The organism is Clostridium sp. AM54-37XD (assembly GCF_003478225.1).
In the GTDB taxonomy this organism is placed as follows: domain Bacteria; phylum Bacillota; class Clostridia; order Lachnospirales; family Lachnospiraceae; genus Coprococcus; species Coprococcus ammoniilyticus.
In genome coordinates this window covers 1-14,256 of sequence record NZ_QUEV01000002.1, presented here as the reverse complement: position 1 = coordinate 14,256, position 14,256 = coordinate 1, and the positions used below count along the sequence as shown (strand labels likewise).

The window sequence follows — 14,256 nt, the reverse complement described above, 5'->3', positions numbered from 1 at the left end:
TTTTTATTCTATTAATGCGCTTAGATCAAGCTTATATATCATATCTCCCAGTTTTTTTTCCTTATTCAAAAATGTTACCATATAAATAGGATAATATATAATATTGTCTTTTTTATTTACATTACCATTACAGAAAACAAACGCCTCATGAATATTATATCTAGGATTTTTCATGCAATTATTAAGAGCCGCATGTCTTTCATAATCTTTTCCTGATTTTATCTCAATAGGCAATACGCAATTTTCATATTCGATAATAAAATCTAATTCTCCAGATCGATTATTGTTATAATAAAACAAATTAAATCCATGACATTTCAACTCCTGTGCAACAACATTTTCATATATTGCACCATAATTTATATTGAGCTCATTCATCAACATTTTCTTTTGAATTCCATTTGCATACATGGCTGTAAGAAGTCCTACATCTGCAAGAAACAACTTAAATAAATTAGTCGATTTGGATATAAGCAACGGTAACATGGGTTCCGATACACAAAATACCGGAAGCGCAACCCCTGCATCCTTCAGCCATATAAAACTATTCTCATATCTGGAAAGCTTAAAATTTTCATTAAGATTTTTCATAATAAATCGTTTATTCTTATTGTTCAATTCACTTGGAATCAGATCAAATATGTCTTCCAAATATAATTTGCTTTCCGGATCATACTTAGCAATATCTTTTTTATATTGCATTATAATCTGGCTTTGCAAATCAATAACATTCTGAAGATTATTTGTATCAATATATTGCTTAACCACCTCTGGCATTCCGCCAACGATCAAATATAAGCGAAATAATTCCAACATTTTTTCATGTATAACTTCATCTACGACTTTTTTGTTTATAAAGCAATCCTTTAATGAGTCCAATATCCGTTGCTCACATTGTTTGCCATACAGAACTCTTCAAAATCCATAGGATACATTTCTATAACCTGCAAATATCCGACAGGAATTGATCGAATATCCTTTAATTCAACACCAAGAAGAGAACCACTTAATACATATTTATAATTTCCTTCTTCAACCAAAAATTTTATTGCCGTAACTATCTCCTTACACTCCTGTACCTCATCCAAAAAAATAATCGTTTCACCTTTTATTAATTCACCTTCTGTAAATGCCGATAATCTGAGCAAAAAATCGCGTGTATTTTTAAAATCCGAAAATAATTTTTTTGCCTCTTTATTCTCAATAAAATTGATTTCAACAAAAGAAGCTGTGGTTTCCTTTATACATTCTCTAATTATATATGTTTTACCGATCTGTCTAGCTCCAGTAACAAGCAAAGCCTTCTTTTTGGCATCCTGATTCAAAAAATTCAAAATATCATTTTTTATTTTTCTTCTCATTCTACACCTTCTTTCATATTTTCATATATATTATGCCATATCTTTGTCCGTTTATACAAGGTTATTTTTGCATTTCTGTCCGTTTATACAAGGTTATTTTTATATTTTTTGTCCGTTTATACAAGATTTGTACATTATTTTTGAACCATGATATAATGAACGCAAAATTATTTGCTCGCAAGGATGCTGATTTTGTGGAATGCATAGAATGTGCGAAGCACATGATATAATGAGCGCAAAATCACTTGCTTGCAAGGGTGCTGATTTTGCGGAATGCATTGAAGAAAGAAGTTTTGATAATGAACAACAAACCAAACAACTACATCCTGGATTTTACGCATGTATACTGCGATGAAGATATGAAGGATAACCCACGGTTTCACTGGATCGACTGCTCTGACATTGAAGGCTGCGACCTGTATTGTTCAGATGAAGCCGCTGCCGAGATCCGGAAACGCATCATGCCATATGGAATCAACGGTATCCATTTTATTGACTCCGGGAATTTTCATTATGTAACAAAGATAACAACCGACCAGATCAAACGACCGTTCTCGCTCGTAGTATTCGACCACCATACAGATATGCAGCGACCACTCGTTGACGGAATGATGAGCTGTGGTGACTGGGCGGGGCTTGTTCTGGACCAGAATCCAAATCTGAAACAGTTAATTCTGATCGGACCGGAAGCAGCCGACATTTTCCAGATTGATGCAGTACGCAAAGACCGTCTTCTGACCTTTTCTGCTGAAGAACTAAAAAATGGGACTGCCCGAAAGAAATCAGCAAACATCCTCTCAGGTGTCCCATTTTATATTTCTATTGATAAAGATGTTCTCTCTACCCGTTTCACAGAAACCAACTGGAATCAGGGCGACATGTCACTTGACATGTTGGAACATCTGCTTGGCATCATCTTAAGCCATGAAACCGTATGCGGCATCGATATCTGCGGTGAATGCCAACCGGATCTACCACTTCCAGAATACATGGAAGACGAAGAAAAAAATGAACGTATAAATCATGAGCTGATTGATTTTATTCAATCACATATTTCTAACGATACCCCATCCGTTTCTCATAATCGATGATATAATCCCTGTTTGCAAGCTCATACTGATTAAACATTGCTGTATCATCGAAATCATCCGGATCAATCGTTCCATTGTACCAGCTCTTGGAATTGAAATATGCCTGATAATCCGGATCATTAAATTTTCTTCCATGGCGGGCATATATTTCGTTAAGAGCGAGACGGCATTCATCCGGTGTCAGCCCATCCAGGTCACTATCTGATATGTATTCAGAATCACTATTCGGAAGCATATACTCGGAATCTGAAGTATCCCCTGTTTCCTGTGAGCCTGACTGGTTATCTGTATTGGCGAGCACCTTAGAATTATAATTATCACTTTCTCCGCTATATTCACAAGCTCCATCCAACGCCAATACCGTAACCATATGGTAATAATAATTTGCTCCTGCCATAGAATAAATCTTTGCAACAGCTCCCAGGGTTCCATTTTCATCAATATATGGAAGTGCCTCTGCAACATTTTCAGACGCTATTGTTTCATTGTAAACGACATCATAATAGTCATCTGTATCTTTAAAGCTTCCATACAATGAATAAAAGCAGGCATCCATGGTATCCTGTGCATCCTGTTCATAATCTGCTTCATCTATATTCAGTTCTGCAAGCAGATCCTTCTTCGTAAGCAGCTTATCCTTTTTCAGATCCAGAACATACACATTATACTCAACCATATCTGCATCAAATTGAAGCGGTATGATCAACGATAATATATTGCCATACAGAGTCCATTTATAACTGATTCCCATACAACCCGATCCATATTCATCTGTATTTTCTATGTATTTCTGTGCAAGCTTCTCGATTCTTTTATTTACTTCGTCACATGCTGCACCGTCATAATTTATGTAAGGCAAATAATATACACCTGTATAATTTACAGTTTCTACCTGTGCTGACATATCGGAATCAATAACCATATCTGCACTGTATGCAGTCTGTGCCTCACTTGTATTCTCTGAACAATTTTTCTCCGTAACCTGAGCATCTGTTGATGTATCTGTTGACAAATCCTTTGATGCATCTGTTATCATTTCTGTCTGATCTTCGGAAACCTCACTTTGTTTTGTAGTGACTTTATCGGAAGCTTCATCCTTTTTCCCATTCGAAGCATAGTAGATCTCTGCAGATAAACCTGCTGCCAGGATAGCGAAGCATATAAATATCGCCCGTTTCCATCCGCCAAATTTTCCTAAAATCAAAGGGCAAAATAATACAGCAGCCAACATCATAACTGCTCCAGCCAGATACTGTCCCATAATAAAAAACACTACAGCAACTATGATGCCACATACCGTCGCACTCCAAAAACGAAACTTCTGGTATCCTGTCAATGAAGTTGTTTCTGTTCCCTTCTTGCTCTCTCTATCATTATGGCCATTTTGCAAATCAGGCTGAATATAATCAAAAGTCTGAGTATTGTATTCTATATTCTGAGACTGACCAGATTCGGAAAGTTTGCTCCGGTGAGGTCTGTTCTACAGGTTGTCCGCAATTTGGACATACCGCCCATTCATCCTGTAATTCTTTTCCACAATTACTGCAAAACATATTTTTCACCTTCCCTTTCTTCTATTCATTTATCTATGGTGTATACTCATACTCACTTTTATCGTATATTCCTCCATATTCATTAAACAAATCCCGGTCAGATATAGCCAGATAAATTCTTTCATATTGAGGATTATATGTCAGCATTGCACCATCTGAATAATAAATAAATACCCCATTTTCATTAATATAATCCGGTATTAATTCAAACGACCATGACAATGTATAGCCACTATACATTAACTGCAAATAACGATCACTCATATTAATAACCTGCAGATTGGAACCATTTCCTACTTGTGTATACATAGCACTGTAATTTGTATACCAATACAGATCATTCTCGTTATAACTTACGGATTCATCCTGTGTTACATCTGATCCCGGCCGGGTTGCCAGACATAATTTATATTCTCCACACACTGTCATGCTGATGCGACTGGTATCTTCATTTGCATTTGCAGGAAAATCAAAAACTACCTCCACATTAGCTCCTGTATTTCCCGCCAAATTACCAGATTCCCAATCTGACCAGATTCTTTTGCAGGCTACTCCATCATTGTCAACATCACTAAATATATTGGATGATACAAATCCAGATGTCATTTCATCCTTATTATAGACATAAACTGTGCAATGGACTTCCAACCCTTGACCATCATTTCTTGCCCGGACACGCGCATTTTTTACCTGAACGCTCCAGTATGGATCCTGATCTATAGTCTCCATTAGATAATACACATCGGAAGATACATCTGCCTTCTCACTCTTTTCTTCCGCCGCCTCCGTTGTATTTACAGTCTGCTGCTCTGTCGTAACCACGCTTTCCTCTGTTTTATCCTGTTTTGTCCCACTCTCACCAAACAAACGGCTATTGTAATCCTCAAAAAGACTTTCATTTGATTTGCCATCATAAATTACATCATGTAATACCGGATAGCCATCACTATTAAAACCAAATATTACAGATTCATCCACACCATCCGGTTCTGTAAAACTGACTGTTACATATTCTTTATCATCAACTTTCTCATACGACCAATCCAGTTCATCCTCACTATAAGCAAATCCAAAAAAGTCCTCTATCGTATAATCTGCGGTCGCCATCGGATATGTCTTAATATATTCAATACAGCCCTCTTCCCTCAAAGCATCATCCCAGTACCAGGTAAAAATACCAAGCAACACCAATATGGCACTGCCGATAATCAACAGAACTTTCTTTGATCCTGCCTTTTTTATCAACCAAGGCATTGCCAATATTCCGGCTATCGCAAATACAATACCCGATATGATATGTCCCATTGGAAAAGCTATAACAGCAACAAGAAACATTCCAATAAACATCCATTTCAAACGTGCCATCTTTGATTCATGATAGGCTTCCCTCAATATCTTTGATCCGCTTTCTTTTTCCTCCGAGTCACTTGAATTGTTCAAATTAATATTGGATATATTATTTGTTTGATTCTGCATATTGCCTGCGGATCTACCGCAATAAGGGCAAAAATTCCCATCAAAATCATGTCCACATATACATTTCATATATCAATCTCTCCTCCTTCAACTACCATATTAATAATTCTATTATCCAATCCATATCACCCGTAAAAAACAACCCTCCACCTATAAGAACAATGGTTACAAAACCCATAGCACGTTGTCTTTTCTTAGGTAACCGATTCAATACCAGTGGACATAAGGTAAATGCTCCACCTACTAAACAAATTCCGCTCAATATATCTCCATTAGAAAAAAAGATAATAGCAAATATAACTCCCAGAATAGTAACAACCCAAAAACATTTCCCTTGAAATCCTACTAATGGATTCAATTCCTCTTCAGGAGTTTGATTATAGTTATCTCCCGTCGTATCCGTAATGTAATTTTGATTATATGTAGATGAATACCCATATGCATTCGGGCTACTATAGGTATTCTGTTTCACCCAATTGTTGTCCATTACTGGCTGCTGTCCAACTGCTTTTCCACAATTTGAGCAAAAATTATCATTAACTTCGCATCCACAATTCCAACATTTCATATATTGTCTCCTTGAAAGTGTATCATATTATTTTGTAATTAAAGAAAATTAAAAGAATATTTTTTATAAGACATTGTCCAATTATGATTCCAACCATTATGTAAAAGCAGCCAGGACTCAATTGTAATTTCTTTTTTTTAGTCTTAAATACATTATTGATAATATCAGAACATACAAATAACATAAGCAAGAGCACCGAATATATCATAGCAGGGTGATATATAAAGCTTTTAACGAAATGTCCATTCATTAATGCTACTGCAGCCCTTGTTCCCCCACACCCGGTACAATATAATCCATACTTCTCGTATAAAATACAATGCGCCGGAATCAAATCTATTAAGGATATGTGAAAGACTTTTATGCCAAGTACCCCCATTAACAAAAATATAAATATCCATAATGCCACACTTCTTTTAAAAAACAAACCATATATCTGTTTAAACTTATTAGATTTCATCAAGCAAACTTGCTCCACATAACAATACGATCATTGCTGGTATTAAAGCAACAATTCCACACACCATTCCGGCTATTGCCATTCCTCGATTTGCTCCAGCCGCTGCCTGTTTCTTTATAGATAAATATGCAAAAACAACGGCTACAATTGCCGTAGGAAATGAAATATAATAAAAACAACAAGAACAGCATAAAGCAACAATTCCGCATACCATGGCTGTTATTGAAAATCCTTTTGCGGCTCCTCCTTCTTGTCTTGGATATGCCCCAGTATTATATGTTCCATTATAATAATTCTGGTTTACGGCTCCCGAATTATTATAATATCCCTGATTATATGTTCCATTATAAGCATTCTGATTCGATATTCCCTGACTCGTATAATAATTCTGATTATATGCTACCTGATTCATTTTCATTTCAGAACCTGTCTGCTGATATCCTACGGTCTGTTGAGTTGCGTATTGATTACTCGATACCTGTTGTTGATTTTGTGTATTTGATCCCTCTGTCGTTTGATTTGTTGTTCCCTGACTCGTCGATAATTGTTGGGATGCTGGCTTTCCACATGAAGGACAAAAGCTGCCCTCATATTCTCTTCCACATTCGCATTTCATATGAATTCCTCCTTACGTCTCATTTATCAAGATATATTTTTATAATCCTTATGTGTTAGCTTTTGCTTCTTGGATTTTACACATTATATCACATTTCTCCCTCAAATCAAACCTTTTAAGTACCATTTTAAAATATTACTAAACCTTTTAAAGTGTTATAAATGCATAGATTTACACATAAACTATATCTAGGAGGTCTAGAACACGTATGGAAAGTAATGTTTTAATAGCAATAGGAAAAAGAATCGCCGAAATACGAAAGTCCCATAATATTACTCAGGAAACTCTAGCTGACCAGCTTGGTGTAAGTCCTAAGCACATATCCCATACCGAATGTGGGAAATCCAGTCTTTCCTTAAAAAATTTAATTGAATTTTGTCATCTGTATGATTGTAGTCTGGATTATATTGTATTCGGAAAATCTGAAGACAGTACGCTGTCAAAACTGCCACCAGAAATATCAAATATACTTTACACTGGAACACCAACTGAAATAGATCGCTTGAATCGCTATCTGCAAATTTATATCGAATTACTACAAAAGCAGGACTGATTTCTATCAACCGAAACCGCCCTGCTTTTCTCTTTACTGTATTTCTTTATTATCCTTATAAAATTTTATCACTATTACTTACCCCCGCAGATAATTCTTCTCCCCCTTGCCAATAAAATACACCTTATGAAACGGCACCGTCACAAGCAGCGTCACCGCCTCCGCGATCGGTACGGCAAGCCATGCTCCATAGATCTTAAGGAAATGCGGCAGGATCAGAAGGCTTAACACCGTAAAGATAAATGTCCGGCTGAATGAAATGATTGCCGACACCTTACCATTTGAAAGGGCTGTGAAGAAACCGGAGGATGTGATATTTAATCCACTGAACAGGAAATTGATCGCAAAGATCTTGAATCCGATCTCTGCCAGTTCAAATGTTGCCGGGTCATGTGTGAACACCGTAATGATCCAGGTCGCGAGCACCTCTGCAATAACCGTCAGAATAACCGCCGATACCGCCACAAAAAGGAATGCAATCTTATAAATACTCCGAAGTTTTTTCTTATTCTTTGCACCATACTGGAACCCAACGATCGGACTGATCCCGATTGTAAATCCCAGATAAAATGCATTGAATAAGAACTGTCCATACAGCAGGATCGAGATAGCCGCAACTCCGGCTTCTCCTGCAAGACGCATTAGAACAAGATTGAACAATACCGTTACAACAGAATTTGAAAGCTCTGATACCATCTCGGAAGAACCGTTATAGCAGGCATGTCCAAGCTCCCGCAAGGAAAGCTTGAATCCGGTAAACCGAAGCTCACCTTTGGATAACATGAAAAATACAAGTCCGGCAATCGCGGGAATGCACTGACCGATTCCTGTTGCAAGTGCCGCACCTGCAACTCCCATATCACAGATCACGATCAATACGTAATCAAGAACAGCATTTACAATACCTGCACCGATCATAAGCAGCAAGCCCATCGTTGGCCGTCCTGCTGTGACCAGATACATCTGAAACAACGTTTGCAGCATACAGGCAGGAATGAATAAGCTCACCATTCCCAGATAACTTTTACAGTCTGCCAGAAGCACTTCATTAGAACCCAGCAGTCTGGATATCTCTGTCAGGAACACCTGACTGATCACCACGATCACAAGACTGACCAGAATACATACCGTAACAAACTGAGTCAGACTCTCACATGCTCTCTTTTTATTTCCCTCTCCAAGATATTTGCTAATGATCGCATTTCCACCCGATGCCAGCATCATGGCAATGGCGATCGCCACATTTACTACGGGATATACGATATTTAACGATGATAATGCATTACTTCCGACAAATCGGGATACAAAGATACCATCCACGATGGTATACAACGACATAAATACCATCATGATGATTGACGGTGCTGCAAAGCTCAGCAGCGACCATGGCGTAATGCGACGATTTAATGATTTACCCATTTTAACAAGTCCTCTCCGTTTTATAACACTTTTCTAATTGACAAAGCCAAGCATATACTATAGGGTAACCCTATAGTCAAGTGTAATTTTGAAAATGAAAGGAAATTCAAATGAATAAAAAGATATATATGACGACCGGCGAGTTCGCCAGGATCATGCGAATAACAAAAGAAACCCTGTTTCATTATGATGAGATTGGTTTATTTCAGCCGGAGCTCACCCAGCCAAATGGTTACCGCTATTATTCGATCTATCAGACCGAGATCCTTGACACCATCCTTTTATTAAAAGACCTCGGTATGCCGTTAAAAGAGATCAAACAGCAGCTTGCCAACCGTGATCCGGCAAAGATGCTCCATATATTAGAAGAACGTGAACATCAGATCAATACGGAGATTGCCAAATTACGCTCCATGGAAAAATGGATCTCGCAGCAAAAGAGCAAGATCCATTTCGCTATGCAGATCGATCCGACAGCCATCTTTATTGCTGACTTCCCAGAACGATACTATCTCTATGCAGAAGCACCGACCGCTACAGATGCTGAACTGTATCGAAAAACCGATGACCTGATCAATCTTCTGCTAACGGTCGGTTCTACTTTTAAAAATGATTATGATATGGCATATTTCCAGCATGCTTCCCATATCGAATCAGATAAGTACGCTGTCTATGATAATGTCGCCCTGTTGTTAGATAACAAGCCTTACGGGCTTCCTGTCCATACCTTGCCTGCAGGAAAATATCTCACCGCCTACCACACCGGTCACTGGGATACGATCGGCGATACTTACGACCGCCTGATGACCTTTAAACATGAACACAACATCCATACTTCCTCTGAATATCTGGAGCACAATGTTATAGATAGCTTCACTGCCGAAGACCCGCAAGACTACATTACCGAGATCACTGTAGCCATAAAAGCATGATCTACATTTCTATATAAGGCTCCGCTTAAAACTTCTCAAAGAAATGATATTCGTACAGGTTAGTCAGCTTCTTACCTGTCAGCGCCGCATAGGTACGGAGCAGCGAGGATGCACAGCCTGCCACACCGACATACAATCCCGGATAGCTCACAACTCTGGTCGGGATCGTTCTCCACCAACTGTCATACCAGGTACGGAGTCCCGGTGTCCGGTGATCTGAATCGGAAAGCATTACATCAGCAGTACGGATCATATAATCATAGAACTCTTTCTCTCCGGTATATTCATACATGGCGGCAAAATGCTCCAGAATACCTGCTGTTCCACAACACTGGCACTGGCAGTTCCAGAAGCCCCAGGAATGTTTCTCCGGCGCACCGGCACGGACGATACCACGCGATAATTCGATCGTCCAGTTCCGGTAGATCTCCTCTCTGGTAATCTCATATAATTCACGAAATGCCAGCGTACTTCCAACCGGGCCATGACATGTACTGAGATAATATTTGTCATACGTCGGACCTGTTACCGGATGATCCTGATATGGAATCAATCGTCCGGTTTCATCTCCAACTGCGATATTCATTGCATATGTAAGTCCTTCCTTTGCCAGCTCCAGATATTTCTTTATACCGGTCTTACGGTAAAGGATATCTAAGAATACGATAAATCCGCCATCTGCGGTGATATCCTCCTGATCACTCCAATGCAGTCCTCTCTCATCAGTTACTGCTGCTTCAAGCAGGACATCCGCAACATATAATACATAATCCCGATACGCCTGTTTTCCTGTCACCTGATACAGGTCTTCAAGGAAATATGCCTCACCAACCGGGCCATTGTAAGGGCCTGCCGCCCAGCCCGGAACCGGAATAATACCCTTTACCTCTGAATGAAGCGTCGTCTGATACCATTCCACGCCAACCTTCGTTGCAATGATATGCGCCGCTGCTTCCTCTGCCTCAGTCAGCCAGCGTGTGTCTCCGGTTGCTTCATACAGCCGGATAAAGAAAATACCAATACCTGCCGAACCGTCATACATACTCTTCGGCGCAAATAACGGAACATCCTCCCGGTATCCATCCTGTCCTTCCGGCAGAGCCTGCCAGATTCTTCCATATTCCGTCTTAATCGCCAACGTATCGATCCATTCCGCCGTATCGATCGCCGCTTTCAAATAATCTTCTGCTGTATTCTTTTGAAAAATCTCCGGTGTAATCAACTTTGCCATATCTTCGTCTCCTTTGTAACTTTATCATATCCTATAAAACCTTCTCACTCTGTCCCAGTTTATCTCGCTGCTTATTATCTCTTTCTCCAGTCATTCCTGTTTCATCGCTTTTATTTCCTAGTATTTCTATATGATAATTATACATGTATTTTCAAATTAAGCAAGCCTTAAAATCACACCCAAACTATAACTATACTATTAAGTGTCCTTTTCATTACATTTTGTATCGTGTTATATCGTTCTCCCCTTATTTACGAACTCTCATAAGGGAAAATAAGGGAAAGAAAATCTGGTAACAAATTATAGAAATGGCGCTAGAATATTGGGACTTGATATGATAAGATTAACGGAAATACTTTATTTGAAAGAGGTGAGAACGATATGAAATATATCCGAGATAATTACTCAGTACAGTTGATGTAAACTGTTGGCAGATTGTGCTGAGGTGAAAATAAACTTGCTAGCAGTCGTTAACTGTACTGTCCAAATGATTGAACTACAATATATAAAGGAGTACAGTTATGCGCTATATAAAAGAAATTCTAAAGAATAACAGAATATGGGTATTAGCTTACATTGGACTAGGTATATTTAATGCATTTATGGCTAATTACAAGACGGACTATTTTCAGAAGGTTATTGACGGATTGGCGACTGGAACACTTACATTTGCAGGAGTTATAACCTACGGTCTTATTTTGCTGGTAAATTATTGTATGAATTATCTGGATAATTATCCAGAAAAGAAATTGGAGTATGGTATTTATCTGGATTTTAAGCTTTTGTCGCTTAGAAAAATAAGTACAATCGATTATACGGAATATCAGAAAATAGGTACTGGAAAACTTGTTCAAAGGATCGAGAATGGCTCATCCGCAGGCAGAAATGTAGTATTCAATTTCTGGTTACGTTTGATTCGTGATTTACTTCCTACCATTGTTTTTAGTGTATATTTTATTTGGAAGATTGATAAAATAATTACTTATATTTTGTTTGTAGGCTATATGCTTATTTTTATAATAACCAATATTCTACTAAAGTTTCTATACAAAATAAAAGAAAAGATTTTGAACAGTGAGGAGCTATTCAATCATTTTCTGGTTAGGGGCTTTATGGAAATGTTGGTATTCCGTATGAGCAAACAGTTTCCGAGTGAAATAAAGAAAACTCGTAGTGCCAAAGAGAATATTGTTTCATCAAAAGTAAAAATGAATATGATTCATGAAGCATTTTTTACAATATTTGCGCTACTTGTGGCAATGTTAGATATTGGTATTTTATTTTACGCATGGAAAACAAAAAATCTTACAGTGGGTTCTATAGTTGCACTCATTGCGCTGATTGAAAATGCTTACACGCCGATCGCTATTTTTAATGTACTTTATGTTCAATATAAATTGGACAAGGCATCCTATAAGAGATTTGAAGAATTTTTAGATTTAAAAGATGATAATCAATTAAGAAATGGTAACGCAATTAATACGGACATTGGTGAAATAGCGATAAAAAACATATCGTTCCAATATGAAGAACGGAAAATTATTGATGATTTGAGCCTGTTCATAAAAAGGGGACAAAAAATAGCTTTTGTAGGAGAAAGTGGCTCTGGAAAATCCACTGTGATTAAAATATTACTGGGATTACTAAAATACAATCAGGGAGAAATCTGCTTAGGTGATATGAAGTTAAGTGGAATTTGCCTTAATAATTTGTATGACAAAGTCAGCTATATATCGCAGGATGTTCCCGTTTTTGATGGAACAATAAAAGAAAATCTGGTATTTGAAAAGAACGTGTCAAAAGAACAAATGCTGGACGCATTGAGTGAAGTGCAACTATCTCATTTGGTTGAGAATCTTGCGGAAGGCTTAGATACTGAAATTGGTGAGAAAGGAACCTGCTTATCAGGTGGAGAAAAACAAAGACTTGCCTTCGCCCGCTTGTGGTTTGAAAACCCTGAACTTGTCATTTTGGATGAAGCAACATCTGCAATGGATAATTTAACAGAAGAGATTGTAATGAAATCGGTTATGCAAAAAATGAAAGATAAAACGGTCATTGCGATTGCACATAGATTAAATTCCATTGCCGGTTTTGACAGAATTATTCTCTTTAGAGAAGGGAAGATTGTCGGACAAGGGACTTTTGAAGAACTATTACATACAGATTCTTATTTTAAGGAACTGTATAATGCGAATGTTCAATAATAGTATTTGTTACATTTGAATTTGTAAAAAATTTAAAGTGGCTGGCGCTCTTGCTTTTAGTGTTTGAACGACAGCCACCCAACAGAAATTCATACTATTTTAAGCAAATAGTTTTTGCTTTTGTAGATATTCGAATTGCCTTTGTACGCATATTTTTTCACAGATGCATTATCTAGTTGAACATCCCCTGTAATGAATATCAGTAAGATTTCCGTTATAAAATACAGCTTGCCAGCATATGCGGGCGCATGTTTGAGCCGGAGGCGAGTTTGCGCAGGAGCATATGCGAATCAGGCAAACTACTGCTCATCCTCCAGCATCTCCCGGTCCTTCTCCATCTCCTGCACAACCCCAAACGCCGACAGCTCATCCGCAAATTCTTCCATATAATCCTGATAATGCTCCATCAGTTCTGCCTGAACCGCATCCACGCCCTTCTGTTTACCCAAATGGCGCTTCTTATCCACACCATGCTTCCGGCTTTGGCGCATCCCCGGATATACCTGATCTGCAGTCCTGTTTCTTCTATTAAATAACATATCCCATTCCTCTTTTCATACAAAAAGAAACCGCCATGTATATAAGCCATTCCGGCTTCCTTTCTTTATAAAAGAGTATCGACATCCAGCGATCGGTTTATACCATTCCTTCTGCTGTATCAATTAAATCATAAATAAAAATCCGGGAGAAATTAAAAATTGTGTATAGAAAGGGCTTGAGCCCCAGTAATTAATACTGAGGCTCATTCTTAAAGGAGAGGTCATGGAGGATTCCAAAAAGGGGGGGTTT

Annotated in this window: 14 protein-coding genes; 4 read left to right on the top strand and 10 right to left on the bottom strand. The window is 38.1% G+C overall.

What is annotated here, in order from left to right:
* Window positions 1–3 precede the first annotated feature (3 nt).
* Both DXA07_RS13245 and DXA07_RS13240 read right to left on the bottom strand, forming a co-directional pair.
* Window positions 4–879, bottom strand: coding sequence for a DUF4143 domain-containing protein (locus tag DXA07_RS13245; RefSeq protein WP_243015398.1), 876 nt, complete (start codon window positions 877–879; stop codon window positions 4–6).
* Window positions 867–1,361, bottom strand: a complete 495-nt coding sequence (locus DXA07_RS13240) for an AAA family ATPase (protein WP_243013845.1) — start codon at window positions 1,359–1,361, stop codon at window positions 867–869. Before DXA07_RS13240 ends, DXA07_RS13245 begins: the two co-directional genes overlap by 13 nt.
* A gap of 299 nt (window positions 1,362–1,660) precedes the next feature.
* Between DXA07_RS13240 and DXA07_RS01865 the strand changes: the two genes are divergently transcribed.
* Window positions 1,661–2,452, top strand: coding sequence for an arginase family protein (locus DXA07_RS01865; protein WP_182427485.1), 792 nt, complete (start codon window positions 1,661–1,663; stop codon window positions 2,450–2,452).
* On the opposite strand, the gene DXA07_RS01860 is transcribed toward DXA07_RS01865, so the two are convergent.
* The 5 genes from DXA07_RS01860 to DXA07_RS01835 all read right to left on the bottom strand — a co-directional run bounded on the left by DXA07_RS01860 (window position 2,418) and on the right by DXA07_RS01835 (window position 7,125).
* Complete coding sequence (locus DXA07_RS01860) at window positions 2,418–3,842, bottom strand: YARHG domain-containing protein (protein ID WP_147352502.1); 1,425 nt, start codon at window positions 3,840–3,842, stop codon at window positions 2,418–2,420. The two genes, DXA07_RS01865 and DXA07_RS01860, sit on opposite strands and share 35 nt — an antisense overlap.
* A 196-nt stretch (window positions 3,843–4,038) precedes the next feature.
* Complete coding sequence (locus tag DXA07_RS01850) at window positions 4,039–5,550, bottom strand: hypothetical protein (protein ID WP_118483116.1); 1,512 nt, start codon at window positions 5,548–5,550, stop codon at window positions 4,039–4,041.
* Between the two features lie 22 nt (window positions 5,551–5,572).
* Window positions 5,573–6,049: a zinc ribbon domain-containing protein gene (locus tag DXA07_RS01845; protein ID WP_117822361.1), complete on the bottom strand. Its 477-nt coding sequence runs from the start codon at window positions 6,047–6,049 to the stop codon at window positions 5,573–5,575.
* A 22-nt stretch (window positions 6,050–6,071) separates the two neighbouring features.
* Window positions 6,072–6,428, bottom strand: a complete 357-nt coding sequence (locus tag DXA07_RS13865) for a DUF2752 domain-containing protein (RefSeq protein WP_347559484.1) — start codon at window positions 6,426–6,428, stop codon at window positions 6,072–6,074.
* A gap of 70 nt (window positions 6,429–6,498) precedes the next feature.
* Window positions 6,499–7,125 carry a DUF4190 domain-containing protein gene (locus DXA07_RS01835; RefSeq protein ID WP_117822363.1) on the bottom strand — a complete coding sequence of 209 codons (627 nt, stop codon included), beginning with the start codon at window positions 7,123–7,125 and terminating at the stop codon, window positions 6,499–6,501.
* A gap of 208 nt (window positions 7,126–7,333) precedes the next feature.
* Here DXA07_RS01835 and DXA07_RS01830 point away from each other — a divergent pair, with 208 nt between their 5' ends.
* Window positions 7,334–7,678: a helix-turn-helix transcriptional regulator gene (locus DXA07_RS01830; RefSeq protein WP_117822364.1), complete on the top strand. Its 345-nt coding sequence runs from the start codon at window positions 7,334–7,336 to the stop codon at window positions 7,676–7,678.
* A 78-nt stretch (window positions 7,679–7,756) separates the two neighbouring features.
* On the opposite strand, the gene DXA07_RS01825 is transcribed toward DXA07_RS01830, so the two are convergent.
* Entirely contained in the window at window positions 7,757–9,097 is a 1,341-nt protein-coding gene (locus DXA07_RS01825; protein WP_118483114.1) for an MATE family efflux transporter, read from the bottom strand.
* A 110-nt stretch (window positions 9,098–9,207) separates the two neighbouring features.
* Here DXA07_RS01825 and DXA07_RS01820 point away from each other — a divergent pair, with 110 nt between their 5' ends.
* On the top strand, window positions 9,208–10,029 hold the full coding sequence (locus DXA07_RS01820) for a MerR family transcriptional regulator (RefSeq protein ID WP_118483112.1): 822 nt from the start codon (window positions 9,208–9,210) through the stop codon (window positions 10,027–10,029).
* A gap of 25 nt (window positions 10,030–10,054) precedes the next feature.
* Here DXA07_RS01820 and DXA07_RS01815 read toward each other — a convergent pair whose 3' ends face one another.
* On the bottom strand, window positions 10,055–11,260 hold the full coding sequence (locus DXA07_RS01815) for a lanthionine synthetase LanC family protein (protein WP_118483110.1): 1,206 nt from the start codon (window positions 11,258–11,260) through the stop codon (window positions 10,055–10,057).
* Between the two features lie 521 nt (window positions 11,261–11,781).
* Between DXA07_RS01815 and DXA07_RS01810 the strand changes: the two genes are divergently transcribed.
* Window positions 11,782–13,467 (top strand): ABC transporter ATP-binding protein, encoded by a 1,686-nt coding sequence (locus DXA07_RS01810; protein ID WP_118483108.1) that lies wholly within the window; start codon window positions 11,782–11,784, stop codon window positions 13,465–13,467.
* A gap of 299 nt (window positions 13,468–13,766) precedes the next feature.
* Here DXA07_RS01810 and DXA07_RS01805 read toward each other — a convergent pair whose 3' ends face one another.
* Entirely contained in the window at window positions 13,767–14,006 is a 240-nt protein-coding gene (locus tag DXA07_RS01805) for a hypothetical protein (RefSeq protein WP_021944676.1), read from the bottom strand.
* Between the last annotated feature and the right edge of the window lie 250 nt (window positions 14,007–14,256).